The sequence below is a fragment of the Delftia sp. UME58 genome, assembly GCF_014170385.1.
Taxonomy (GTDB): domain Bacteria; phylum Pseudomonadota; class Gammaproteobacteria; order Burkholderiales; family Burkholderiaceae_C; genus Comamonas; species Comamonas acidovorans.
The window spans coordinates 47,245-72,428 of sequence record NZ_LZZV01000006.1 but is presented as its reverse complement, the minus strand read 5'-3'; the positions used below and the strand labels follow the sequence as shown (position 1 = coordinate 72,428).

The 25,184-nt window shown below is 68.7% G+C and carries 21 protein-coding genes; 10 read left to right on the top strand and 11 right to left on the bottom strand.

The features are described 5' to 3' along the window. Positions 1–213: 213 nt before the first annotated feature. A complete protein-coding gene (locus tag A9976_RS01260) occupies positions 214–657 on the top strand; it encodes a MarR family winged helix-turn-helix transcriptional regulator (RefSeq protein ID WP_174549389.1) in 444 nt (147 codons plus the stop codon). Between the two features lie 91 nt (positions 658–748). Here A9976_RS01260 and A9976_RS01255 read toward each other — a convergent pair whose 3' ends face one another. The 4 genes from A9976_RS01255 to A9976_RS01240 all read right to left on the bottom strand — a co-directional run bounded on the left by A9976_RS01255 (position 749) and on the right by A9976_RS01240 (position 7,204). After that, the gene (locus tag A9976_RS01255; protein ID WP_012203781.1) at positions 749–2,065 is read right to left on the bottom strand and encodes an MFS transporter; all 1,317 of its coding nucleotides are present in this window, start codon (positions 2,063–2,065) and stop codon (positions 749–751) included. Positions 2,066–2,418: 353 nt separating this feature from the next. After that, positions 2,419–5,385 carry a cytochrome c gene (locus A9976_RS01250; protein WP_183017470.1) on the bottom strand — a complete coding sequence of 989 codons (2,967 nt, stop codon included), beginning with the start codon at positions 5,383–5,385 and terminating at the stop codon, positions 2,419–2,421. Then, positions 5,382–5,939 (bottom strand): (2Fe-2S)-binding protein, encoded by a 558-nt coding sequence (locus tag A9976_RS01245; RefSeq protein WP_012203779.1) that lies wholly within the window; start codon positions 5,937–5,939, stop codon positions 5,382–5,384. The genes A9976_RS01250 and A9976_RS01245 overlap by 4 nt, the downstream gene beginning before the upstream one ends. Positions 5,940–6,046: 107 nt before the next feature. Continuing rightward, positions 6,047–7,204, bottom strand: coding sequence for an FAD-dependent monooxygenase (locus A9976_RS01240; RefSeq protein WP_183017469.1), 1,158 nt, complete (start codon positions 7,202–7,204; stop codon positions 6,047–6,049). Positions 7,205–7,527: 323 nt separating this feature from the next. Between A9976_RS01240 and A9976_RS01235 the strand changes: the two genes are divergently transcribed. The 5 genes from A9976_RS01235 to A9976_RS01215 all read left to right on the top strand — a co-directional run bounded on the left by A9976_RS01235 (position 7,528) and on the right by A9976_RS01215 (position 13,427). Continuing rightward, positions 7,528–8,316: an Asp/Glu racemase gene (locus A9976_RS01235; RefSeq protein WP_310889361.1), complete on the top strand. Its 789-nt coding sequence runs from the start codon at positions 7,528–7,530 to the stop codon at positions 8,314–8,316. A gap of 11 nt (positions 8,317–8,327) precedes the next feature. Beyond that, a complete protein-coding gene (locus A9976_RS01230) occupies positions 8,328–9,173 on the top strand; it encodes an alpha/beta fold hydrolase (RefSeq protein ID WP_183017468.1) in 846 nt (281 codons plus the stop codon). Between the two features lie 50 nt (positions 9,174–9,223). Beyond that, positions 9,224–10,309 carry a 2,5-dihydroxypyridine 5,6-dioxygenase gene (locus A9976_RS01225; RefSeq protein WP_183017467.1) on the top strand — a complete coding sequence of 362 codons (1,086 nt, stop codon included), beginning with the start codon at positions 9,224–9,226 and terminating at the stop codon, positions 10,307–10,309. After that, positions 10,306–11,007 carry an N-carbamoylsarcosine amidohydrolase gene (locus A9976_RS01220; protein ID WP_183017466.1) on the top strand — a complete coding sequence of 234 codons (702 nt, stop codon included), beginning with the start codon at positions 10,306–10,308 and terminating at the stop codon, positions 11,005–11,007. Before A9976_RS01225 ends, A9976_RS01220 begins: the two co-directional genes overlap by 4 nt. Before the next feature lie 107 nt (positions 11,008–11,114). Continuing rightward, positions 11,115–13,427 carry a molybdopterin cofactor-binding domain-containing protein gene (locus A9976_RS01215; RefSeq protein WP_183017465.1) on the top strand — a complete coding sequence of 771 codons (2,313 nt, stop codon included), beginning with the start codon at positions 11,115–11,117 and terminating at the stop codon, positions 13,425–13,427. Here A9976_RS01215 and A9976_RS01210 read toward each other — a convergent pair. Both A9976_RS01210 and apbC read right to left on the bottom strand, forming a co-directional pair. Then, positions 13,424–14,383 (bottom strand): LysR family transcriptional regulator, encoded by a 960-nt coding sequence (locus A9976_RS01210; protein ID WP_183017464.1) that lies wholly within the window; start codon positions 14,381–14,383, stop codon positions 13,424–13,426. The genes A9976_RS01215 and A9976_RS01210 overlap by 4 nt on opposite strands. Before the next feature lie 19 nt (positions 14,384–14,402). After that, positions 14,403–15,494, bottom strand: coding sequence for an iron-sulfur cluster carrier protein ApbC (gene apbC, locus A9976_RS01205; protein WP_012203771.1), 1,092 nt, complete (start codon positions 15,492–15,494; stop codon positions 14,403–14,405). A gap of 136 nt (positions 15,495–15,630) precedes the next feature. Between apbC and A9976_RS01200 the strand changes: the two genes are divergently transcribed. The 4 genes from A9976_RS01200 (at position 15,631) to A9976_RS01185 (ending at position 20,072) form a co-directional block, all read left to right on the top strand. Further along, positions 15,631–16,191 (top strand): restriction endonuclease, encoded by a 561-nt coding sequence (locus tag A9976_RS01200; RefSeq protein ID WP_016449037.1) that lies wholly within the window; start codon positions 15,631–15,633, stop codon positions 16,189–16,191. 56 nt (positions 16,192–16,247) lie between these two features. Next, complete coding sequence (locus A9976_RS01195; RefSeq protein ID WP_183017463.1) at positions 16,248–17,486, top strand: patatin-like phospholipase family protein; 1,239 nt, start codon at positions 16,248–16,250, stop codon at positions 17,484–17,486. A gap of 75 nt (positions 17,487–17,561) precedes the next feature. Further along, entirely contained in the window at positions 17,562–19,640 is a 2,079-nt protein-coding gene (gene metG / locus A9976_RS01190; protein ID WP_183017462.1) for a methionine--tRNA ligase, read from the top strand. A gap of 135 nt (positions 19,641–19,775) precedes the next feature. Continuing rightward, on the top strand, positions 19,776–20,072 hold the full coding sequence (locus A9976_RS01185) for a hypothetical protein (RefSeq protein ID WP_183017461.1): 297 nt from the start codon (positions 19,776–19,778) through the stop codon (positions 20,070–20,072). Positions 20,073–20,074: 2 nt separating this feature from the next. Here the strand turns inward: A9976_RS01185 and A9976_RS01180 are convergent, their stop codons facing one another. The 5 genes from A9976_RS01180 to A9976_RS01160 all read right to left on the bottom strand — a co-directional run bounded on the left by A9976_RS01180 (position 20,075) and on the right by A9976_RS01160 (position 25,080). After that, entirely contained in the window at positions 20,075–20,725 is a 651-nt protein-coding gene (locus A9976_RS01180; RefSeq protein ID WP_063327090.1) for a YitT family protein, read from the bottom strand. 154 nt (positions 20,726–20,879) lie between these two features. Beyond that, the gene (locus A9976_RS01175) at positions 20,880–21,881 is read right to left on the bottom strand and encodes a tripartite tricarboxylate transporter substrate binding protein (protein WP_183017460.1); all 1,002 of its coding nucleotides are present in this window, start codon (positions 21,879–21,881) and stop codon (positions 20,880–20,882) included. A gap of 24 nt (positions 21,882–21,905) precedes the next feature. Then, positions 21,906–22,916, bottom strand: a complete 1,011-nt coding sequence (locus A9976_RS01170) for a tripartite tricarboxylate transporter substrate binding protein (RefSeq protein ID WP_183017459.1) — start codon at positions 22,914–22,916, stop codon at positions 21,906–21,908. Between the two features lie 32 nt (positions 22,917–22,948). Then, positions 22,949–23,872 carry a hydroxymethylglutaryl-CoA lyase gene (locus tag A9976_RS01165; protein ID WP_183017458.1) on the bottom strand — a complete coding sequence of 308 codons (924 nt, stop codon included), beginning with the start codon at positions 23,870–23,872 and terminating at the stop codon, positions 22,949–22,951. A gap of 11 nt (positions 23,873–23,883) precedes the next feature. Further along, positions 23,884–25,080, bottom strand: coding sequence for a CaiB/BaiF CoA-transferase family protein (locus A9976_RS01160; RefSeq protein ID WP_183017457.1), 1,197 nt, complete (start codon positions 25,078–25,080; stop codon positions 23,884–23,886). Between the last annotated feature and the right edge of the window lie 104 nt (positions 25,081–25,184).

The following is a 25,184-nucleotide window of genomic DNA, read 5'->3' as shown; positions in this document are numbered from 1 at the left end:
GGCAGGCCGTCAAATTCAAACGGATGATTGCGCCATTCAATTCCCAAATGAGCCGCCAGGCAGTGCTGCACCTGCCGTTCCGGGTCTTGCGGATGCCGCAGCCAGCGCGGGTTTGCGCCACTTGGCAAATGCGCCCGGCTTGTCGTAAATCACACGGTATTTGGTGTGAATTTTGATAAGCTCACGCGCACCATGAACCACCCGCCATCAGCCATGACGCCACAGGATGGCTATCATTTTTCGGACCAGATCGGCCACCTGCTGCGGCGTGTCTATCAGCGCCACACTGCACTCTTCCAGCAATACATTCCCGACTCGCAGCTCACGGCCGCGCAATTCGTGGTGCTGTGCTCCGTGCGCGACAACAGCGGCAGCTCGCTGGCCGACATCGTCAAGGCCACCGTGATCGACCAGGCCACCATCCGCGGCGTGGTGGACCGGCTCAAGCAGCGCGAACTGGTGCAGGTGGACCATGACCGCATCGACCGCCGCAAGGTCGTCATCAACCTCACCGAGGCCGGCCAGGACCTGGTGCGCGACATGGAGCCCTTCGCCAAGCAGATCACCGAAAGCACCTACGGCAGGCTCAATCCGGCCGAGCGGCTGGCGCTGGATTTTCTGCTCAAGAAGATGCTGGAAGGTGGCGAGGCCGACTGAGCCGTTGCAGCCTCCCCAAAAACAAAGGCCAGAAGGAAAAATCCTTCTGGCCTTTTTGCTGAGCCGACCTTTCAGTCCGCTCAGGCCGTCATCAATCCAGCGCCCGGTTGCGCGATTCCACATCCACGGCCCAGATCGACAGGGCGCCGCCCACCAGCATGGCGGACAGCACGGCCAGGGCCAGGGTGAAGTGGGTGGCCATGATGGGCGCAATGATGGCCGGGGCAAACAGGCCGCCGAAGCGCGCCACGGCGCCGGCCATGCCCATGCCGCTGGCACGCAGGTCGGTGGGGTAGACCTCGGGGGTGAAGGCATACAGCGCGCCCCAGGTGCCCAGCAGCGAGAAGCTCATCAGCAGGGTGGAGCCGATGACCACGAAGGGCGACGAGCCCAGGCTGTAGAACATGCAGCCGACGGCGCTGAGCAGCAAAAAGCCGATCAGCGTGGGCTTGCGGCCCCAGCGTTCCACGCCGTAGGCCGACAGCGCAAAGCCGGGCAGTTGCACCAGGGCCAGCACCACCAGGAAGACCTGGCCGCGCATGAAGGCGAAGCCCTCGCTGCTGAGCTTGACGGGCAGGTAGACGAAGACGCCGTAGTAGGCGATGGAGATCAGCGCCCAGGCCAGGAACAGCGAGAGGCTGCGGCGGCGCAGGTCGCCGTTGAACAGCGCGAGGATGGATTTGCGCTCCTGCTTTTCAGGCTGCAGGGCGGGGATTTCCGCGGTGGTTCCATTGACCTTGGCCACCCGCTGCAGCACCTTGCGCGCCTCTTCGGACTTGCCGTTGCGGTTGAGGAACATGGGCGACTCGGGGATGTAGAAGCGCAGCACCACGCCGATCAGCGCCGGCAGTCCGGTCACGAAGAAGATCACGCGCCAGGCATCGTCACCCCAGGACACGGCCACCAGCGCCAGGATGGCCAGGAAGATGGTGCCCACGGCCCAGAACGATTCCAGCAGCACCAGCCAGCGGCCACGGCGGTCGCTGGGCAGGAACTCGGCCATCATGGTGTAGTCCACGGGCAGCGTGCCGCCCACGCCGATGCCGGTGATGAAGCGCAGCACCAGCAGCCAGGCGAACTCGGGCGCGAAGGCCGAGGCCACGCCGGCAAAGGCGTCGATCACCACGGCCATCATCAGCACCGGGCGGCGCCCTATGCGGTCGGCCAGGCGGCCGAAGACGAAGGCACCGATCAGCATGCCGATGAAGAAGAAGGTACCGGTCTGCAGCGCCTCGGGCACGGTCTTGCCGAAGGTCTTGGCAATGGACGGTGCGCTGAAGCCTATGGACAGCACCTGCATGGCATCGGCCAGCCACACCAGCCCGAAGATGACGAACAGCCGATATTGGAACTTGCCGACACCCGCTGTCTGGATGCCTTTTTCCACCGAAATGTATGTAGATGACATGCAGGGACTCCTTTTCTAGCCATCGCAATTGTTGAATCTGTCTTTTCCCAGGCAAGGCCGTTCAGCTTGTGTTGCCGCCTCCTGCCGTGCCTTCCACCCTTCACACATCCGGAGCGAACCGCTCCCTCGGCGCCATCTCCATGGCCCGATGAAAAATTTCCGGATGTCGGTCTCTGCATCCGGGCGATGGGCGCATTGCGGACAGGCTGCACATCGACAGCGCCGTCCGTTGTTGCCCATCCCCCGTCCCCAGCATCAGATGTCAGGACCCAGACCCTGGAGAGATTCCAGGGCAAGGTGTCCATATCCGCGGCATCGCCCATGCCGCCGCCCATTGCTGCCCATTGCCGCCCTCAGTGCGCATGCGCCTGTGCCTGCATGCGCAGCCGGTTAATCGTCTTCGTGTCGTCTGGCCAAGCTTTTTCCTCCGGTGCAAATCGTTCGCGCAAATATCCGAGCAGGTCCGCGATCTGCCTGTCGTCCAGGCTGTCCCCGAAGCCGGGCATGTAGCCCAGCGCATCGTCGGCCGGCGCCTGTATGCCGTTCAGGATCACCTGGACCAGGTTGTCGGGGCTGGCCGCGTGCAGGTTGGTGTTCAGCCCCAGCAGCGGCTTGACGCCGAACAATGTGGGACCGCTGCCCGCCTCATGGCAGACCGCGCAGGCGTTCTGGTAGATGCGCTCGCCATTGGCGTGGCGGTCCAGGGCCCTGGCATGTGCGACCGCAGGCGCCGCCGCCTGCACGGCGGCCGGTGCCGGCATGGCCGGGGCGGCCTGCGGTGCCTGGCCCGGCAGCTCCATCAGGTAGGCGGCCATGGCGCGCACATCGGCTTCGGGCAACTGGGCCAGGCCGTGGATGACGGGCGCCATGGGGCCGGCCGCCACGCCGTGGCGGGCCGAGAAGCCGGTGCGCAGGTACTGGTACAGCTCTTCGCGGCTCCAGGGCAGCTTGCCGCCCGCCAGTTGATTGAGCGCGGGCGCCGTCCAGCCTTCGGCCTCGCCGCCGCCCAGGTAGTGGATGCCGGTCTTTTCCGCACCCAGCGCATTGCGCGGCGAGTGGCAGGCCGCGCAGTGGCCCGCGCCTTCGACCAGGTAGGCGCCCCGGTTCCATTCGGCGCTGCGCGCGGGGTCGGCCTTGAAGGGCGTGGCGTCGTGGAACAGCAGGTTCCAGCCCGCCATGGCCGGGCGCAGGTTGTAGGGAAAGGCCAGCTGCGTCTGGGGCGCCTTGGCCTTCACGGCGGGCTGGGACATCAGGTAGCCGTAGAGGGCCTGCAGGTCGCCATCGCTGAGCTTGGCGAAGGCCGTGTACGGGAAGGCCGGATACAGCTGGCGCCCGTCCTGGTGGATGCCGTGGCGCATGGCACGCTCGAAGGCCGCGTAGGACCAGCGGCCGATGCCGGTCTCGTTGTCGGGCGTGATGTTGGTGGAGTAGATGGTGCCGAACGGCGTCTCCAGCCCGAAGCCGCCGGCATTGGCCGCACCGCCCGGGGCCGTGTGGCAGACCACGCAGTCGCCCGCAGCCGCCACCAGGCGGCCGCGCTCCAGGGCCTGCGGCGAGTACAGGGAAACGTCGGGCCCGTCGGTCAGCGGCAGGGCTGGCTTCAGTGGCCAGGCCATGGCCGCCATGCCGGCAAGGCCTGCGGCGCCTGCGGCCAGCCAGCCCCAGCCACGGCCGGGCCGCGCCGCACCGGGCCTGCCCGCCCCCTCGCCCGCCAGCGCCAGGCGCAGCTGCTCGGGCTGGAAGGGCACTTCGCGCAGGCGCACGCCTGTCGCATGGTGAATGGCGTTGGCAATGGCGGCGGCGGCGGGCAGCGTGGCCACGCCATCCAGCGCCAGATCGCCCTGGCGGATGACCGCGACATCGCCGGGCGCATGCTGCGCCAGGTCGGAGCCGGGCTTGGCGATCACATCGAAAGAAGCAGCGGAAGCTGTGGCCCCTGCCCAGTCGTCAAAAGCGGGCGCCGCGCCCAGCAGCCGGCGCGCATCGGCCAGCAATTGCGGGTCCTGCTGGACGATCTCGGGCCGCGTGCTGGCAGCCTGCGCCGCTTGCAGGCTGCGGCTGTCGTGGCCGGCCACGACGCGGGTCACTTCGATCTCGCCCGTTTGCGGGTGCACGGCCACCTCGGCCACCCAGGCGCTCCAGGCATGGAGATCGGCACCCTGCGCATCCAGGCTCTGCAGCTGGGCGGTGGCAAAGCCCCGGCCCAGCAGGCGGCCATCGGCGCCCTGGTGGGATGGTGCCTGCTGCGATGCCTGCGCACGCTCGGCCACCTGCCGGGCCAGATCGCGCACCGGGCCTTCGGGCAGGTGCTGCAGCCGCCATTGCAGCGGATCATGGCCCTGGTCCAGCGCCTGCTCATGCCAGCGGCTTTCGCGGGCAAAGACCTGGGCGGCATTCAGATCATCGACGCCGGCTTGCCGCAGGCTGGCGGCCTGCCGGCGTTCATGCACTTCGCCGGCATCGAGCACGGTGGCCAGGGCCGCGGCGCGCGCCAGCTCGGGCTGGCTCAGCAGGCGCGCCATGCTGGGGCGCACGGCCCAGGGCGTGTCGGACAGCAGCAGGTCCGGCTGCGGCGATGCATTGCCCGGCTGAGGCTGCACCACCGTGTCGGCTTCAAGCCCTTGCAAAGGCTGCGCATCCACGCGCAGCACCAGCTCCCGGCTGTCTGCGCTGCCCGCAGCAGTCCAGGCCTCGCAGGCCACGCTGACGGGCCTGCCCACGGCCTGGGACAGCAGGGCCGCATCGGCCGCTGCATCCATGAGATCCAGCGCATGCGGGGTGCCGGCCGCCGTGGCCGGCAGGCTGAACAGCCGCAGCGCGGACTCGGGGCATTGCAGCAGTGCAGCCAGTTCACGGCCGATCATCTGCCGCACGTCGGCGTCGCAGGGCGGCAACCAGACGCTGGCATGGCCGTCCAGGCACCACACGGCTGCGCGTGCGACACCTTCGCAAGACACGGGCGCCGCCATGCGCCAGACATAGCGGCCGGCATCGGGCAGGTCGGCCTTGCCGGCTCTGTCAGTCCCGTCGGCAGGACGGGGCGCGCTGGCGGCCCTGGCTTCCTGCCGGTCATCCCAGGCAGGGGCCAGGCCGGCAGCGGCCTGCCGGGCATGGACAGGCGCCACGGCCACCACACCCAGAAAATGCCCGCGCTGCACTGCGGCCACCACGCCGGCCATGGCCTGGGCGTCCTGCAGCCGTGCATGCAGGGGCACGCTGCCCCGGTAGCGCAGACCGTCCCAGGCCGCGACGGGCGGGCGCAGCGCCAGGCCGTGCAGCAGGTCGGAAGGCAGGGCGGGGGCGTTGCCGGCCGGGCTCATGGCTGGACCTCGCCCGCGCTGGAAGATGGAAAACCGGAGGGCGCCTGCAGCGCGGCGCGCTGTGCCCGCAGCTGCACGGCGCGCAGGGCGGCCTGCATGATTTCCACATGCGTGCCGCAGCGGCACAGGTTGTGGTGCAGCTCGTTGCGCAGCTCCTGCTCGGTGGGATTGGGGTTGCGGCGCAGCAGGGCCTCCACGGTCATGATCATGCCGTTGAGGCAGTAGCCGCACTGGGCCGCCTGGCAGTCGATGAAGGCCTGCTGCGTGGGGCCGGGGCACTGGCGCGAGCCCAGGCCTTCCAGCGTGGTGACCTCGCGGCCCACGGCCGCCCGCACGGGGATCACGCAGGAACGCGCGGCCACGCCATCGATCAGCACCGTGCAGGCGCCGCACTCGCCCAGGCCGCAGCCGTACTTGGGCCCGTTCAGCTCCAGGTCATTGCGCAGCACATGCAGCAGCGCCGTCCCGGGCGCTGCCGGCACCTCGCATGCGCGTGCATTGACCTGCAGGCGGATGGGGCTGGGGGTACTGCTTGGATGGACTGGGGTTCCCATGGGACGAGGCTCTTGCAACTTGGCTGCGGTTCAGGATGTCGGCGTTCTGCGGCCGGGCAGGAGGGGGGGATTCCCTCCCCTCCCCTCGTCCGGCAAGGCAGCGAGTATCAGGCCGCTGCCTTGACCTTGGGCTCGACCAGGGGCACGTTGAACACGTCGTAGCCGAAGCACCAGGACGGATCTTCGTTGGTGCGCAGCCAGGTGTTGTCGTGAGAGATGCGCTGCACCTTGCTGGCGCGCTCGGCACGGTTGGCCTCGTACAGGGCGAAGGCCAGTTCATGGTTGTGCGCGCCGACTTCCTTGAGGCAGCGCGCCAGCATGGCGCCGTCCTCGATGGCCATGGCCGCACCCTGGGCCATGTGGGGCTTCATGGGGTGGCAGGCATCGCCCAGCAGCACCAGGCGGCCACGGCTCCACAGCGGCAGCGGATCGCGCTCGAGCAGCGACCACTTGGTCACTTCCACGGTGGCGTCGATCAGCGCCTGCACCGTGGGATGCCAGCCCGAGAAGGCCTCGCGCATCTCTTCCTTGCTGCTTTCCAGCCAGCGGTCGTTGAGATCCCACTTCTCTACGGGCACGCCGGTCACGTAGTACAGCTCGTCGGCCTTGCCGGTGACGAAGTAGGTCATCATGTGGCGGTCATCGCTCCACCATTTCACGCAGGCATCGAAGGGCAGCATGCCGGCCTTGACTTCGGGCGTGGGGAACACGGCGCGGTGGGCCAGGTAGCCCGCGTACTTGGGCAGCTCGGGGCCCAGGAGTTCCTCGCGGATGCGGGAGTTCACGCCATCGGCGCCGATGACGATGTCCGCCTCCTCGGTCGTGCCGTCCGCGAAGTGCATGACCACCACATTGCCGCGGTCCTCCACCTTGGTCAGGAACTTGCCGTAGGCCATCACGCTGTCGGGCAGGGCCTCGACCAGCAGCGCATGGAAGTCGCCGCGGTGCACGGTCAGGTAGCTGGCGCCGTATTCCCTGACGGCGTAGTCGCCCAGCGGGATCTGGGCCAGCACGTCGCCCGTCTGCCAGTGGCGGCTGTACCAGTAGTCGGGATGCGAGCCCTGCTCGTTGAGCGCGTCCTCGATGCCGATCCTGCGCAGGATCTTCATCACATTGGGCCCGACGTGGATGCCGGCCCCCAGGCGCGAGAAGCTGGGCGCCTGCTCATAGACACGCACATTGAAGCCTTCCTGGAGCAGCAGCTTGGCAGCTGCAGCCCCGCCGAGACCGGCGCCGACAACGGCGATTCGAGGGGATTGAGACACAGTTTTCTCCTTGCAGGAATGTTGAAAGCCAGACGGGGCAACCGTTGCTTCGGCGCGTCCTTGCAGAGTGCAGAGCAGGAAGCGTGCCAGGCAACAAAACACTTAATTCAGGTGTATGCGCTTGAATTTTTCAAACCGACGCATGCACCACAGGGCGGCAGAATAAATTGAAGTTCGCCATTTTTGGTGCAATTTCTGCACCAAATCAGTACAAACCCCGAGAAAATTCTGATTTGCAAGGCGGCACGTCTTTTGCAAGAATAAAGCGTACACACTCAGTTGATTCTGATCAGACACTCTCGAAACTCTGCAAAGGCAAGTCCATGACCAAAACGTTCCGCATCGGCCAGATCGTCCCCAGCTCCAACACCACCATGGAGACCGAAGTGCCGGCCATGCTGCAGGCCCACTCCACGCTGCGCCCGCAGGACCGCTTCACCTTCCACTCCAGCCGCATGCGCATGAAGAAGGTGCAAAAGGAAGAGCTGGCCGCCATGGACGCCGAAAGCGACCGCTGCGCACTGGAGCTGAGCGACGCGCGCGTGGACGTGCTGGGCTATGCCTGCCTGGTGGCCATCATGGCCATGGGCAAGGGCTACCACCGCGTCTCGCAGCAGCGCCTGACCGAGCGCACGGCAAGCAATGGCGCCACCGCCCCGGTGATCACCAGCGCCGGCGCGCTGGTGGAAGCGCTCAAGGTCATGGGCGCCAAGAAGATCGCCCTGGTGGCGCCCTACATGGTTCCGCTGACCCAGCTGGTCATGGACTACGTGGCCGCCGAAGGCTTCGAGATCGTGGACTGGCGTGCGCTGGAGATCCCCGACAACCTGGACGTGGGCCGCCACGACCCCGCCAAACTGCCCGGCATCGTGGCCGGCATGAACTACGCCGACGCCGATGTGATCGTGCTGTCGGCCTGCGTGCAGATGCCCTCGCTGCCGGCCGTGGCCCAGGTCGAGGCCCAGACCGGCAAGCCGGTGCTGACCGCCTCCATCGCCACCACCTATGCCATCCTCAAGGAACTGGGGCTGGACCCCGTGGTGCCGGGCGCGGGCGCGCTGCTGTCGGGCGCCTATCCCTACGACACCGGCAACAGCGCAGCCAAGGCCTGAGGAACACACGCATGACCAGCAACTCCAGCACCCCCAGCACATTCCGCTACGGCGGCAACGTCCACGCCAACGGCATCCGCCAGCACTACCTGCGCTACGGCGGCGCCGAGGGCGAACGCGCGCAGCGCGATGCCGTCATCCTGATCCCCGGCATCACCAGCCCGGCCGTGACCTGGGGCTTCGTGGCCGAGCACCTGGGCCGCCAGTTCGACACCTATGTGCTCGATGTGCGCGGGCGCGGCCTGTCGTCCTCGGGACCTGGCCTGGACTACGGCCTCGATGCCCAGGCCGCCGACGTGGCCGCCTTCACCCAGGCCCTGGGCCTGCAGCGCTGGGCGCTGGTCGGCCACTCCATGGGCGGGCGCATTGCCGTGCGCGCCGCGCGCAGCCAGCCGGCCGGGCTCACGCGCCTGGTCATCGTCGATCCGCCGGTCTCCGGCCCCGGCCGCCGCGCCTACCCGGCCGCCCTGCCCTGGTATGTGGACTCCATCCGCCAGGCCACGCTGGGCATGGATGCCGAGGCCATGCGCGCCTTCTGCCCCACCTGGACCGAAGAGCAGCGCCAGCTGCGCGCCCAGTGGCTGCACACCTGCCACGAGCCGGCCATCGTGCAAAGCTTCGAGGACTTCGGCCGTGACGACATCCATGCCGACCTGCCCCGCATCCAGCACCCGCTGCTGCTGGTCACGGCCGAGCGCGGCGACGTGGTGCGCAGCGAGGACGTGGCCGAGTGGCAGGGCCTGGCACCCCAGACCGAGCATGTGCGCGTGCCCAACGCCGGCCACATGATCCCCTGGGACAACGAGGCCGGGTTCTACGTGGCCTTGGGCGATTTCCTCGGAGCGCGGGTGGACTGAATGTCCAACCGCAGCCCACTCCCATCCATCGCGACACCAAGGAGCCGACCATGTCCGTCAGCGATATCGATCTGATCCACGCCTGGAAGCAGGTGCTCACGCTGTCCCGGCTCGAAGCCGGCCAGACCGTCACCGTGCTCACGGGCGCCGACACGCACCCGCAGACGCTGCGCTGCGCCATTGCCGCCTCCAGCGAAATGGGTGCGCGCGTCAACCGCCTGGACCTGCCGCCCGTCAACGCCGAAAAATCACTGAGCCGCGACTCGCTGGCCTACCTGGGCACGACGCCGCTGACCGGCAACCCCGCCGCCATCGCCGCGCTCAAGGCCAGCGACCTGGTGCTGGACCTGATGACGCTGCTGTTCTCGCCCGAGCAGCACGAGATCCTGCAGACCGGCACCAAGATCCTGCTGGCCGTGGAGCCGCCCGAGGTGCTGTGCCGCCTGGTGCCCACCGAGGGCGACCGCGCGCGCGTGCAGGCCGCGGCCAAGCGGATCGAGGCGGCCGGGCAGATGCACATCACCTCGGCCGCGGGCACCGACCTGCGCTGCCGCCTGGGCAGCTTCCCGGCCATCTGCGAATACGGCTTCGTGGACCAGCCCGGCCGCTGGGACCACTGGCCCAGCGGCTTCGTGCTGACCTGGCCCGACGAGGGCGAGAGCAACGGCCGCGTGGTCCTGGACCGGGGCGACATCCTGCTGCCCATGAAGGACTACGTGACCGAGCCCATCGAACTCGTCATCGAAAAGGGCTACGTCACGCGCATCAGCGGCGGCCTGCAGGCCGACATTCTCAAGGAGTACATGGCCTCCTACGAGGACCCCGAGGCCTATGCCGTCTCCCACATCGGCTGGGGGCTGCAGCCGCGCGCCCACTGGTCCATGCTGGCCCACTACAACAAGGAAACCCACATCGGCATGGACGCCCGCGCCTTCGAGGGCAACTTTCTGTGGTCCATGGGCCCCAACAACGAGGCCGGGGGCAGCCGCACCACGGCCTGCCACATCGACATCCCCATGCGCCACTGCTCGGTGGCGCTGGATGGCAAGCCCACCGTCATCGACGGCGTGGTGCAGGACGAGGAAGGACTGGCGCGTGCCGCCAAAAGGTCCAAGCAAGGAAAGGACATCACATGACCACGACAACCACCGGCCAGGCCACCGGCGCGCAGAGCGTTCCCACCGAGGGCGTGCAGGGCGACATCTCTGCTGACATCTCGGTTTATGCACGCCAGGGCTTCGGCACGCCGCTGCCGCTCAAGGCCCCGTTCGGCCTGCTCATCATCGACTTCGTCAACGGCTTTGCCGACCCGGCCGTGTTCGGCGGCGGCAACATCCCCGAAGCCATCGCGCAGACGCAGCACCTGCTGGCCCATGCGCGCGAGCGCGGCTGGCCCGTGGCGCACAGCCGCATCGTGTTCTCGGACGACGATGCCGACCACAACATCTTCTGCCTGAAGGTGCCCGGCATGCTGACCCTGAAGGAAGACAGCCCCAACAGCGCCATCGTGCCCCAGCTGGCCCCGGCCGCTGGCGAATACGTGGTGCGCAAGAGCACGCCCTCGGCCTTCTTCGGCACCATGCTCGCACCCTGGCTGGCCCAGCGCGGCGTGCAGACCCTGCTGGTGGCCGGCTGCGTGACCAGCGGCTGCGTGCGCGCCAGCGTGGTCGATGCCATGCAGTCGGGCTTTCGCCCGCTGGTGGTGGCCGACTGCTGCGGCGACCGCGCCCTGGGCCCGCACGAGGCCAACCTGTTCGACATGGCCCAGAAGTACGCGGCCGTGATGCCGCTGAGCCAGGCCATCGCCGACACCGACGCCCTCGCCGCAGGTTGATCCCACCGCGCCAACGCGCCCATGGGGCCGGCCCTGCGCAGCCGGCCCCAAAGTGCATAACATGCACAAGGCACGCCTGAAGGCGTGCCCGCGAAGAACACCGCACCATGAACCTGCCCCAGCCCCAAGCCCTGCACGCACAGCTGCTCACGCGAGCCGACACCCTGCTTGTGGTGCGCCAGCCCGTGGCGCCGCCGCGCCCTGCGCCCGGCCAGCCCGGCACGGCCACCGACTATGTGCAGTCCACGCCCGAGGTCTTCGTGGCCGTACTGGCCGACGAAGCCGCGCCCCAGGGCTGGCGCGCCCTGGCCTTCAACGGCCATGTGGACCTGGGCACGGGCATACGCACGGCTCTGGCGCAGATCGTGGCGGAGGAACTCGAAGTGCCACTGGACCGTCTGGACATGGTGCTGGGCCACACGGCCGCCGCGCCCAACCAGGGCCCGACCATTGCCAGCGCCAGCATCCAGATCTCGGCCGTGCCGCTGCGCCGCGCCGCCGCCCAGGCGCGCGAGCAGCTGCTGGCACTGGCCGCGCAGCAATGGAGCGTGGCGGCGGACCGGCTCCAGGCGCGCGAAGGCCTGGTGCGCTTTGCCGATGGCAGCGATGCCCGCGAACTCGGCTATGGCGATCTGCTGCGCGGCCAGCAATTGCAGCTGACGCTGGCCCCGCCCGATCAGGAAGTGAAGCTCAAGCCCGCCAGCGAATACCGACTCGTCGGCCACGGCGCGGCGCGCGTGGACATCCCCGCCAAGGCCACGGGCGAGCTGAGCTTTGTCCATGATGTGCGCGTGCCCGGCATGCGCCATGGCCGCGTCATCCGCCCTCCGCACCCGGGCCGCGACGGCGGCGATTTCATCGGCCGCTGCCTGGTGGCCGTGGAGCGCGACTCCGTGGCCCACCTGCCCGGCAACGTGCAGGTGGTCACCGAAGGTGACTTCGTCGGCGTGGTCGCCGACCGCGAGGAACAGGCCATTGCCGCCATGCGCGCGCTGCGCGTGCAATGGCAGGCCGTGCCGCCGGCACCCGATCTGTCTGACTTGGCCGCAGCCCTCCGCGCCAATCCTGCCCAACACCGTGCGCTGGTGGACCAGGGCACTGTGGACGATGCCTTCGCGGGCGTCGGCACGGGTGCGGCCACCGAACTGCGCCGCAGCTACGTCTGGCCCTACCAGATGCATGCCTCCATCGGCCCGTCCTGCGCCGTGGCCGATTTCAGCGAGGGCCGTCTCAAGCTCTGGGCCGGCACGCAGAACCCCCACATGCTGCGCACCGACCTGGACCGCCTGCTGCAACTGGGCGAGGACCGCATCGAGATCGTGCGCCTGGAGGCGGCCGGCTGCTACGGCCGCAACTGCGCCGACGACGTCTGCGCCGACGCCGCCCTGCTGTCCATGGCCGTGGGCGCGCCCGTGCGCGTGCAGCTCACGCGCGAGCAGGAACACCAGTGGGAGCCCAAGGGCACGGCCCAGCTCATGGACGTGAGCGCGGCCATCGATGCCCGGGGCGAGCTGCTGGCCTACGACTTTGCCGTGCGCTACCCCTCCAACGACGCGCCGCTGCTGGCCCTGCTGCTCACAGGCCGCATCCCGGGCGAGCCGCGCACGCTGGAGATGGGCGACCGCACGGCCGTGCCGCCCTACCGCTACGCCAGCCAGCGCATCACCTGCCATGACATGGCGCCCATCGTGCGCTCGTCCTGGCTGCGCGGCGTCTCGGCCCTGCCCAATTCCTTTGCCCACGATTGCATGATCGACGAACTGGCCCATGCGGCCGGTGCCGACCCCGTGGACTACCGCCTGCGCCACCTCGATGACCCGCGCGCCGTCGAGTTGATCGAAGCCACGGCACGCCACGCCGGCTGGCAGCGAAAACAAACGGGAAGCCGGGGCCGGGCCGGCGCCGACGGCCTGCTGCACGGGCGCGGCGTGGCCTATGCACGCTACATCCACAGCCGCTTTCCCGGCTTCGGCGCGGCCTGGGCCGCCTGGGTCATCGACATCGACGTGGACCCCGCCAGCGGCCGCATCACCGTGCGGCGCCTGGTCGTGGGCCAGGACACGGGAATGATGGTCAACCCCGACGGCGTGCGCCACCAGATCCACGGCAACGTCATCCAGACCCTGAGCCGCAGCCTGATGGAGAAGGTCGCCTTCAATGCGCAAGGCGTGGCCAGCCGCGAGTGGGGCAGCTACCCCATCATCGGCTTCCGCGACCTGCCCCCCATCGAAGTGGTGCTGATGCCGCGCCAGGACGAGCCCCCCATGGGCGCAGGCGAATCGGCCTCGGTGCCCGGGCCGGCCGCGCTGGCCAATGCGCTGTTCGACGCCACCGGCCGGCGCTTCTACGCCGCGCCGTTCACGCCCGACGTGGTGCGCGCCGCACTGAATGCCGCGCCAAAGACTGCACAGCCCGCCTAGTTTTTCAGCGCCCCTGCATGCCGCAGGCACTGCGCACGCCATTCGGCGGCTTCCTGCAGTTGCAGCGCGGCCTGGAGCGCGCGCGTGGGCGGCACGCCCTGCTGGGCCATGAAGCCTATGGGCGTGACCAGCTCGGGCGAACGCAGCGGCCGCGCCACCAGGCCCGGCATGTGGCGCACCGTGGCCACCATGGCGCCGGGCAGCACGGTGGCCATGCCATCCGCTCCTTGCGCCACGGCCATCACCAGGGTCAGCACGGAGTTGGTTTCCATGGCGGGCTGCACGGCCATGTCCACGGCGGCGAAGGCCTCGTCGATCACCGTGCGGTTGTGCATGTCGGGGGTGAGCAGGCACAGCGGCATGCCGGCCACCTCGCGCCAGGCGATATCGTCGCCAAAGGCGAAGGGCCGGCCCTCGCCCTGCCCATCGCGGCACTCGCGGCACAGCAGGTAGTAATGCTCCTCGTACTGGGGCCAGGACTGCAGGCGCGGCCCGCGCGGCGGCATGCGCGCGCTGTAGCCCAGGGCCAGGTCCAGCGACAGGTCTTCGAGCCCGCTCTCGATCTCGGCCGAGCTCATGGACAGCACCACGGGCGTGATGCCCGGATGGTGCTCGCGCAGCATGGCCGCAAAGCGCGTGAGCATGGGCATGGCCGTGGGCACGGCCGCCATGCGCAGCTGCCCGCGCAGCGCGCCGGCGGCGGCGCTCAGCTCCTGGCGCAGGCCTTCCTCGGCGCGCAACATGGCCAAGGCCGTGGCCAGCACCTGGTCGCCCTCGGGCGTGAAGCCCGCGAACGAGCGGCCCCGGCGCACGATGACCGCACCGAACTCCTCCTCCAGCGCGCGCAGCGCATTGGACAGCGCAGGCTGGGTGATATGGCATGCCAGCGCCGCGCGGCCGAAATGGCGGTGCTCGTTGAGCGCCGCCAGATACCGCATCGAGGTCAGCAGGTTCATGCCGGCAGCGCCAGAAGGCTCAGGTGCCCTGGCTGACGGTGATGGTGGGGAACTTGCTGGTGAAGTCCCGCGCCTTGAGCGCCACCTTCACGGCCAGGTCGCGCGCCACCTTCTTGTAGATCTGCGCGGCCTCGCTGTCGGGCTCGGCCACCACGGTGGGCTTGCCGCTGTCGGCCTGCAGGCGGATCTGCAGCGACAGGGGCAGGGCGCCCAGGTAGTCGATGCCGTACTCGGCCGCCATCTGCTTGCCGCCCTCGGCGCCGAAGATGTGCTCCACATGGCCGCAGTTGGTGCAGACGTGGGCAGCCATGTTCTCGACCAGGCCGAGGATGGGCACGCCCACCTTCTCGAACATCTTCACGCCCTTCTTGGCGTCGATCAGGGCAATGTCCTGGGGCGTGGTGACGACCACGGCGCCCGTCATGGGCACGCGCTGGGCCAGCGTCAGCTGGATGTCGCCGGTGCCGGGCGGCATGTCCACCAGCAGGTAGTCCAGATCCTTCCAGTTGGTCTGGCGCAGCATCTGCTCCAGCGCCTGCGTGGCCATGGGGCCGCGCCAGATCATGGCCTGGTCGTTGTTGACCAGGAAACCGATGGACATGACCTGCACGCCATGGCTTTCCATGGGCTCCATGGTCTTGCCGTCGGGGCTTTCGGGGCGGCCCGAGATGCCCATCATCATGGGCTGGCTGGGGCCGTAGATGTCGGCATCCAGGATGCCCACGCGCGCGCCCTCGGCGGCCAGCGCCAGCGCCAGGTTGGCCGTGGTCGTGCTCTTGCCCACGCCGCCCTTGCCGGAAGAGATGGCGATGATGTTCTTGACGCCCGGCAGCAGCTGCACGCCGCGCTGCACCGCATGCGCGGCGACCTTGGACGTGATGTTGACCGAGACATTTCCCACGCCCTCGACGGTCTTGGCCGCCGCGACGAACTGGCCGCGCAGCGCCGGCACCAGGCTTTGCGCCGGATAGCCCATCTCCACGTCGAAGGCCACGTCGGCCCCCGTGACCTGCAGGTTGCGCAGGGCGCGGGTGCTCACATAGTCCTTGCCGGTGTGGGGATCGAGCACGCTGGAGAGCGCGGCCAAGAGCGCTTGTTCTGTGACTGCCATTGCTTTGATTACTCCTAGAGCCGGATAGTCTATCCAAGGCCCCAAGCCCTCGCCCGCGCGAGACAATGCAGGCCCCGCTGGCTTTGTTCCCATTTTTCCCGCTTTTCCGCGAAAGATCCGCCCCGTGAAATTCAAGATGGCCCACAACTCCCTGTTCGCGATCCTGCTGCGCTCGCGCTGGTGGATCAGCATCGCGCTGGCCGCGCTGGTGACCCTGGTGTCCACGGCGCTGCTGCCCAAGGACATCGCGCCGTTCGCCGCCATCACCGCCCTGCCCTTCTTCGGCATAGGCTGCGTTGCCGCCTGGCGCCAGCTGCGCGCGCCCAGCCCCGCCAAGGTGGAACAGGCCCTGGAGATCGCCGCCCAGCAAAGCTGGCGCGAGTTCGCCGATCGGCTCGATCGCGCCTGGCAGGCCGAGGGCTACACCGTGACCCGCCTGTCCGACAAGGACGGCGCCGACTTCGTGCTGGAACGCGAAGGCCGCACCACCGTGGCCAGCGCCAGGCGCTGGAAGGCCGGCGTGCACGGCATGGAGCCGCTGCGCGCCCTGCTGGCCGCAGGCCAGGCGCGCGATGCGGCCACGGTCTGCTACCTGTCGCTGCAGCCGCCGGCCGAGAATGCGGCCGCCTGGGCAAAACAGCAAGGCATCGCCCTGATCTCCGGCAAGGACCTGGGCTCCCTGCTGGCCAAGGCCTGATTCCTTCGGGGTCATCCCCTGATCTGATGACGGCCGGCGCGCGGCACACTCCAGGCATGCCCGATGCCGCGCCCTCACCCGACTCCAGCCTCCCTTCCCCCAGCACCGGACTGCTGCTCAGCGGCGGCGGCGCCCGCGCCGCCTACCAGGCCGGCGTGCTGGAGGCCATTGCCGAGATACGCCGCGCCTGCGGCCAGCAGCATGGCCCCAATCCCTTCCCCATCCTGGTCGGCACCTCGGCCGGCGCCATCAACGCGGCGGCACTGGCCTGCGGCAGCGACCATTTCGACCGGGCCGTGCGCCGCATGTCGCGCATCTGGCGCAACCTGCGGCCCGAGGACATCTACCTGTCCGACTCGCTGAGCGTGCTGCGCAGCGGCGCGCGCTGGCTGACCCTGCTGTCCCTGGGCTGGGCCCTGGCGCGCTGGGGCCGCATGCGCCCGCGCTCGCTGCTGGACAACCAGCCGCTGGGCCGGCTGCTGTCGCGCGGCCTGGTTCCGCTGGAACGCCTGCCCCAGCTGATCGCGGACGGCCACCTGCGCGCGCTGGCGGTGTCCGCCTCCAGCTACACCACCAGCGAGCATGTGACCTTCTGCCAGGCGCAGGACCAGCTCCAGCCCTGGGTGCGCAACCAGCGCAAGGCCGCCGCCGCCCAGATCACGCACGCGCACCTGCTGGCATCCTCGGCCATTCCCTTCATCTTTCCGGCCACGCCGCTGCCGCTGGACGGAGCCACCGAATACTTCGGCGACGGCTCCATGCGCCAGACCGCCCCGCTGGCGCCCGCCATCCACCTGGGTGCCGAGCGCATCCTGGTCGTGGGCGCGGGCCGCCGCAACGAGCCCGCTGCCACGCCCCCGCCGGAAGGCGCCAGCTACCCCTCCCTGGCCCATATCGCGGGCCACACGCTGTCGAGCATCTTCCTGGACGCCCTGTCCCTGGACGTGGAGCGCGCCGAGCGCATCAACCAGACCCTGGCCCTGATCCCGCCTGCCGACCGCGAACGCAGCCGCCTGCGCCCCCTGCAGTTGCTGGTCATCTCGCCCTCCGAGCGCATAGACGCCATCGCCGCGCGGCATGTGGGCCAGTTGCCCCTGCCCATGCGCACCCTGCTGGGCGCCCTGGGCGTGCGCCAGAACGCCAGCGACCCGCGCGGCGCCGCCCTGGCCAGCTACCTGCTGTTCGAGCGCAGCTTCACCCGCGAACTCATGGCCCTGGGCCGGCGCGACGCGCTGGCGCGGCGCAGCGACATAGAGCAGTTCCTGGGGTGGCAGCGCGTACCCGGCACTGCCTGAAAGAAAAGGCCGCCAGCGCGCGTCGGCCGCCCAGCCCTTCTAGAATGTCAGGTTCCCTCGAGAAAGCAGCCAGTCATGACCGCACGCAAACTCTTCGTCACCACCGCCCTGCCGTACGCCAACGGCAACTTCCACATCGGCCACATCATGGAATACATCCAGGCCGACACCTGGGTGCGTGCGCAGCGAATGCAGGGTAACGCGGTCAACTTCGTGGGCGCCGATGATGCCCACGGCGCGCCCATCATGATCGCGGCCGAGAAGGCCGGCAAGACGCCCCAGCAGTTCGTGGCCGACATCGCCGCAGGCCGCAAGCAGTACCTGGACGGCTTCCACATCGCCTTCGACAACTGGCACAACACCGATGCGCCGGAGAACCACGCCCTGGCCCAGCAGATCTACCTGGATCTGAAGAAGGCCGGCTTCATCGAGACGCGCACCATCGAGCAGTTCTTCGACCCCGAGAAGAACATGTTCCTGCCCGACCGCTTCATCAAGGGCGAGTGCCCGCGCTGCCACGCCAAGGACCAGTACGGCGACAACTGCGAGGTCTGCAGCGCCGTCTACGCGCCCACCGACCTGATCACCCCCTACTCGGCGCTGTCCGGCGCCAAGCCCGTGCTCAAGAGCTCGGAGCATTTCTTCTTCAAGCTCTCGGACCCGCGCTGCGTGGAATTCCTGACCGAATGGACCCAGGACGGCCAGCATGTGCAGCCCGAGGTGGCCAACAAGATCAAGGAATGGTTCAGCGTGCGCACCAACCCGGACGGCACGACCAGCGAAGGCCTGGGCGACTGGGACATCTCGCGCGACGCCCCCTACTTCGGCATCGAGATCCCCGATGCGCCGGGCAAGTACTTCTACGTCTGGCTGGACGCGCCCGTGGGCTACCTGGCCTCGCTCAAGCACCTGCTGGACCGCCGTGGCGAGGACTACGAGGCCTACATGGCCGACCCGGCGCTGGAGCAGTACCACTTCATCGGCAAGGACATCATCACCTTCCACACGCTGTTCTGGCCCGCCATGCTCAAGTTCAGCGGCCGCAAGACGCCCACCAAGATCTGCGTGCACGGCTTCATGACCGTGAACAACGGCGAGAAGATGAGCAAGAGCCGCGGCACCGGCCTGGACCCGCTCAAGTACCTGGGCCTGCAGATGAACCCCGAGTGGCTGCGCTACTACCTGGGCGCCAAGCTCAACGGCAAGAATGAGGACATCGACTTCAATCCCGACGACTTCATGGCCCGCGTCAATTCCGACCTGATCGGCAAGTACGTGAACATCGCCTCGCGCGCTGCCGGCTTCATCGCCAAGCGCTTCGACGGCAAGCTGGGCACGGTCAGCGAAGACGGCCAGGCCCTGCTGGCCCAACTGCGCGGCCAGAGCGAGGCCGTCGTCCAGGCCTTCGAGAACCGCGACACGGCCCGCGCCGTGCGCGAGATCATGCAGCTGTGCGACCGCGTCAACGAATACGTGGACGCCAACAAGCCCTGGGAGCTGGCCAAGCCGCAGGAAGGCATGGCGAACCGGGATGAGCGCCTGCAGGACGTCTGCACCACCTGCATCGAGGCCTTCCGCCTGCTGACCATCTACCTGAAGCCCATCCTGCCGGCCGTGGCCGAACAGGTGGAAGGCTTCCTGAACGTGGCGCCGCTGCAGTTCGCCGATGCGCAGAACCTGCTGGGCGCCGGCCATGCCATCGGCCTGTACAAGCACCTGATGCAGCGCGTGGACGTCAAGCAGCTGGACGCCCTGTTCGAGGCCCCCGAGCCCGTGGTCGAGAAGATCCTGCCCGGCGGCGAGGAGATTGCCGAAACCATCGGCATCGACGACTTCGCCAAGGTGGACCTGCGCATCGCCAAGATCGTGGAATGCAAGCCCGTGGAAGGCTCGACCAAGCTGCTGCAGCTCACGCTGGACGTGGGCGAAGGCAAGACGCGCAACGTGTTCTCCGGCATCTCCAGCATGTACCGTCCTGAGCAGCTGCAGGGCAAGCTCACCGTGATGGTGGCCAACCTGGCGCCGCGCAGGATGAAGTTCGGCATCTCCGAAGGCATGGTGCTGGCCGCCAGCCACGCCGATGAGAAAAGCAATCCCGGCATCTATGTGCTGGAGCCTTTCCCAGGCGCCACACCCGGCATGCGCATACATTGAAATGCCCCCTGAGTCGCTTCGCGCCTTCCCCCTGAAGGGGGACGACACCCTCGGTGCGGGGCGGCCCTTCCTCGGCGTCCCTGACTTAGGCTCTGCCGGTTTCAAAGATTGCGCACAGTGTGTTGGACGACAATCATGAAGTCGGCAAAGTCCCGCAAGCCCTCACGGTCCCCGGCCCTGGGGGCTTTTCTTTGCCTGTGCACCGGAGCCCTGCTGTCCGGCTGCACCGTGGTCGCCGTGACGGCCACCGCGGTCAGCGTCACGGCCTCGGCCGTGGGGCTGGCCGCGGATGCGGCCGTGGGCACGGTAAAAATCGTCGGCAAGGGAGTGGGCAAGGCCGTCGATGCGATGAGCGATGACGGGGCAGCCGCAGACAACAGCGGCATCACGGTCCGCTACCGCACGCCCGACGGCCAGCCTCTGACACCCTGAGACTACTGCCCGGCGTAGCGCCCCGGCCGGTGGCTCACGGCCAGGAACACGCCCATGATCACGGCCGCCAGCACCGACCAGGCCACGCGCTCGAAGGGCACGACCCACAGCGCCAGCAGCACCACGCAGCAGTCGATGGCCATCTGCACCTTGCCGGCGCGGATGCCGTAGCGGTCCTGCAGGTAGAGCGAGGCAATGGTGGCGCCGCCCAGGCTGGAGCGGTGGCGCGCCAGGAACAGCAGGCCCGAGCCCATGAGCAGGCCGCCCGCAATGGCGGCAAAGGCCGGGTGCAGGTAGTCGATGTGGATGAGGCGCGGCCCCATTTCGGTGATCAGCGACAGCGCGCCCACGCAGATGAAGGTCTTGACCGTGAAGGTGCGGCCCACGCGCGTCCAGGCAAACCAGTAGAACGGGATATTGATCGCGAAGAAGACCAGGCCGAACGGCCAGCCCGTGGCGTAGTGCAGCACGAAGGCCAGGCCCGCCGTGCTGCCCGTCAAAAGCCCCGCCTGGGCGAACATCATCATGGCGATGCCCACGAACAGGGTTCCGGTGAAGAGGGCCTGGACATCCTCGAAGAGGCCATGACGCAGCGAAGCGGTGGCCGGGACAGGCGCAGCAGGCGCGGCAGCGGGTAGGGAAGGCGTGGACATTGTCGGGGTGATGACAGATCTATCGTCGCAAAGACCCCGGATCGGAGCCTTCGCCGTACCCATGGGGTGTCATAGGTACAAACCCGGATTCTAGAGAGAATCGACACGAAACGCTGTTGCGCCCGCCCCACCCTGGGCGCGACAGGGAATCCGGTCACTCCATGCGGATGTGGGCCGCCTTGACGACGTCGGCGTACTTGCGCAGGTCGGCCTCGATCTGGCTGCGGAACTCGGCCGGGGTATTGCCAGAGGCGCTGATGCCCAGCGAGGCCAGCCGTTCGCGCACCTCGGGCGCCTGCACCACGGCGTGCAACTCCCGCTGCAGCCGGTCGACGATGGCAGGCGGGGTCCTGGCCGGCGCCAGAATGCCGATCCACGAACTGACCTCGAAGCCCGGCACGCCCGACTCCGCCACCGTGGGCACCTGTGGCAGCGAAGGCAGGCGCTGCGCGCTGGACACCGCGATGGCGCGCACCTGTCCACGCTGTATGAAGGGCTGGGCCCCCGCCACGGCCGTGTAGAGCATGGGCAGCGTGCCGCCCACGACGTCGGCCAGGGCCTGGCCGCCTCCCTTGTAGGGCACATGCACGAAGTTCGCACCCGTGCGCACGCGCAGCAGTTCGCCCGCGATATGCGGCGTGCTGCCTGTTCCGGCGCTCCCGTACGAGATGCCCATGGGGACGCCCGTGGAGACGCCCGCGCTGCCGGCCTTGGAATAGGCCACCAGCGCCGCCAGGTCCCTGGCCGGAACCGAAGGATGGGTGACGATGACCAGGGCCGCGTCGCCGATCTTGCTGACGGGCTCGAAGTCCCTGAGCGTGTCGAACGGCACCTTGGGATAGACGTGGGGGTTGATGACCAGGGTTCCATCAAAGCCCACGACCAGCGTATAGCCGTCAGGCGCTGCGGCTGCCGCCATCTGCGTGCCGATGTTGCCCGAGGCACCGGGCCGGTTGTCCACCACCACCTGCTGGCCCAGGCGGGCCGCCAGCCGCTCGGCCACCACGCGCGCACCAGTGTCGGTGACGCCGCCGGGCGCAAAGGGGACGATGAGCCGGACCGGCTTGGTCGGATAGTCGTCGGCCCGTGCAGGCGCCGCGCCCAGGCCCGTAGCCAGGCCCACGGCGATGTACAGGGTCATCAAGAGTTTTTTCATGGTGTTGTCTCCTTTCTGGGCCGGTCAATCGGCCCGTATGCCGCCGCGCCTGGCCACCTGCGCCCATTTGCCGGCCTCCGACGCGACGAAGCGGCCGAATTCGGCAGGTGGCGTCAGGTCCACGCGCGCGCCCTGCTCCTGCAACTGGCGCGCCACCGCAGGATCGGCGGTCGCCTTGAGCAAATCCCGGTGCAGTTGCGTGACCACGGCATCGGGCAGGCCGGCCGGGCCAAAAAGTCCATACCAGCTCAGCGACTCCACGCCTTGCAGGCCCGCCTCCGCGAAGGTCATGGCATCGGGGAAGATCGCCATGCGCTCGCGCGCCGCCACGCCCACCACGCGCAGCCTGCCCGAATGCACATGGGGCAGTGCCGTGAGCACGCTGGTCACGCCGGCCGGCAGGTGGCCCCCGATGATGTCCACCATGATGGGCGCCCCGCCCTTGTAGGCCACGCCCGCCATGCGCAGGCTGCCGGCCTGGCGGATCATCTCGCCGGTCAGGCGGGTCTGGCCTTCGGAATAGCCCACGGCCAGTTCCTGGCCGCCCTGGCCGCGCGCGGCGTCGATCAGGTCCGGCAATTTCCTGTAGGGTCCGTCCGCAGCGACGACCAGCACCATGGGCGATGTGGCGATATTGGTCACTGGCGTGAAGGCCTTCATGGTGTCGTAGGGCAGGCTTTTCATGAGCACGGGATTGATGGCGTGCGAGCCGACCACGAGCAGCAGCGTATGGCCGTCGGGCGGCGCCTTGGCCACATGGCTGGAGCCGATCACGCCGTTGGCGCCAGTCCGGTTGTCCACGACCACGGACTGCTGCCACAGCTGGGACAGGCGTTGCGCCACGAGGCGCCCGACGATGTCAGTGCCCCCGCCCGCCGAATAGGGGACGACGATGGTCACGGGCTTGCTGGGGAACGTTGCGGGCTCGCGTGCCAGAGCGGCAGCGCCAGGTGCCGCCGTCCAGGCGGCGAAAGCCGACAGTGCGCCCAGGGCCGTTCTCCGGCCGGGCTGAAAAGTGGGGTGGTGATGGGCCATGGTGTTGTCTCCTCTTGTGGATGCTGCAGGGTCTATGCGGAAACCGGCGCCGTCCGGCCGCCGCGCGCACGACGCAGCCAGGCGCTGCTGCGCCCGCCCAGCGGCCGATCCAGCACCGCTTCGGCAAAGCCGATGGCTTCGAGCAGGCCATCGAGCGCCACGCCCGTGGCAAGGCCGCTGCGCTCGGCCATGAGCACGAGGTCTTCCGTGGCCAGGTTGCCGGCTGCACCGGGTGCGAAGGGGCAGCCGCCCAGGCCACCCACGCTGGCGTCGAAACGCCGCACGCCGGCCTCCAGGCCGGCCCAGGCGTTGGCCAGCCCCAGTCCGCGCGTGTCGTGCAGGTGCAAGGCCAGTTGGTGCAGGGGCAGCACATCGCGCAGCGCCGCAAGCCGGTCGCGGACCTGGGCGGGCGCAGCCGCGCCCGTGGTGTCGGCAATCACGATCTCGTCCGCGCCGGCCTCGTGCATGCGGCCGGCCAGCCGCAGCAGTTCGGCCTGCGGCGTCGGGCCCTCGAACGGGCATTCGAATGCCACGGCCACGTAGGCGCGCGTGCGCAGCCCCAGGGACCGGGCACGCTCCAGGGTCTGCTCGCTGATGTCCAGCGCCTCCGACAAGCCCATGTTGATGTTCTTGCGGTTCATGGTCTCGGTGGCCGACAGCACGACGGCAATCTCGCGCGCCCCGGCCGCCTGCGCACGCTCCAGCCCCTTGAGATTGGGCACCAGCGCCGATGCGCGCAGCTGCGGCCAGCGCGCGGCCAGGCGCGGCAGCAGTTCGCCCGCATCGGCCATCTGCGGCACGGCGCGCGGGGATACGAAGCTCGTGGCCTCGATGCTGCGCACGCCGGCCGCCACCAGGCGCTCGACCAGGCCCAGCTTGTCCTGCGTGGACACCATCGCGGACTGGTTCTGCAGCCCGTCGCGCGGGGAAACGTCGGTGATATGAAGGGTATCCATGCATCCCTCCCTCAGGCGATCGTGCCCGCAGCGCGCAGACGCGCCAGCCGTTCACCCGAATAGCCAGGCAGGCCTGCCAGTACCTCGTCGGTCTGCGCCCCCAGGGAGGGCGGCGGCCGGTGTTCGAACGTTTGCGCAGCCGACAGCTTGACGGGATTGCCCGGCATGCGCAGCCGCTCGCCCCCCGGCATGGGCACTTCGACGACCATGTCCCGCGCCAGTACCTGAGGGTCTGCCAGGGCCTGTCCCAGGTCGTTGACGGGCCCGCAGGGAATGCGCGCGGCGCGCAGCAAGTCCAGCCAGTGCGCCGTGCTGCGCGTGCGCAGTTCGGCCGCCACGACGGCATCTATGCGCGCCTTGGCAGCGAAACGTGCGGGCTGCCCGCGCAAAGCGGGATCGCGCAGCGCGGGCAGGTCCATGCATTCGGCAAAGCGCTCGAAGAAGGCATCGCCTATGCAGGCGACGATGATGTGGCCGTCAGACGTGGCGTAGCTGTTGTAGGGCACATGCACGAAGTGCCCGTTGCCTATGCCCTCGGGCACCTTGCCCGACATGAAATACATGGTGGCCATGTAGTTGAGCAGCGAGATCTGCGCATCGAGCATGGACACGTCGACATGCTGGCCGCGCCCAGTGCGATCGCGCTCCACCAGCGCGGCAAGCACGCCCAGGGCGCCGAACATGCCGCCGCCCAGGTCGCCCATGGGAATGCCGCTGCGCGTGGGCCCGGTCCCGGGCGTGCCGGTGATCGACATGCCGCCTCCCATGGCCTGCACCACCTGATCGAAGGCAGGGCGCTGGGTGCCCGGCCCGGTCTGCCCGAATCCGGTGACCGAGCAGGTGACGATGCGCGGATTGGCGCAGGCCAGCGCCGCGTGGTCTATGCCCAGTCGCGTGGTCACGCCGGCGCTGAAGTTGTCGAACACCACGTCGGCATGGCGCACCAGATCGAGGAAGACCGCGTGCCCGGCCTCGCTCTTGAGGTCCACGCAGACGCTGTGCTTGTTGCGGTTGAGCGTGAGGAAATAGGCGCCCATGCCGCCGCGCGAATAGTCGCTGTCGTGCTCCAGCAGGCGCCGCGTGCCCTCGCCACAGCCCGGAGGCTCGACCTTGATGGTGCGCGCGCCCAGGTCGGCCAGCAGCATGGTGCCGTAGGGACCGGCCAGCATGTGGGTCAAGTCCAGCACGGTGATGTGTTCGAGTGCCAATTGAAATGCTCCTGTATCGACGGTGATGCCCCGTCTTTGCAGGTCTCGTGCCAGGCCGCACGGCATCTCCAAACCATTGATTTCATTGAATTCTGCGAATGGAC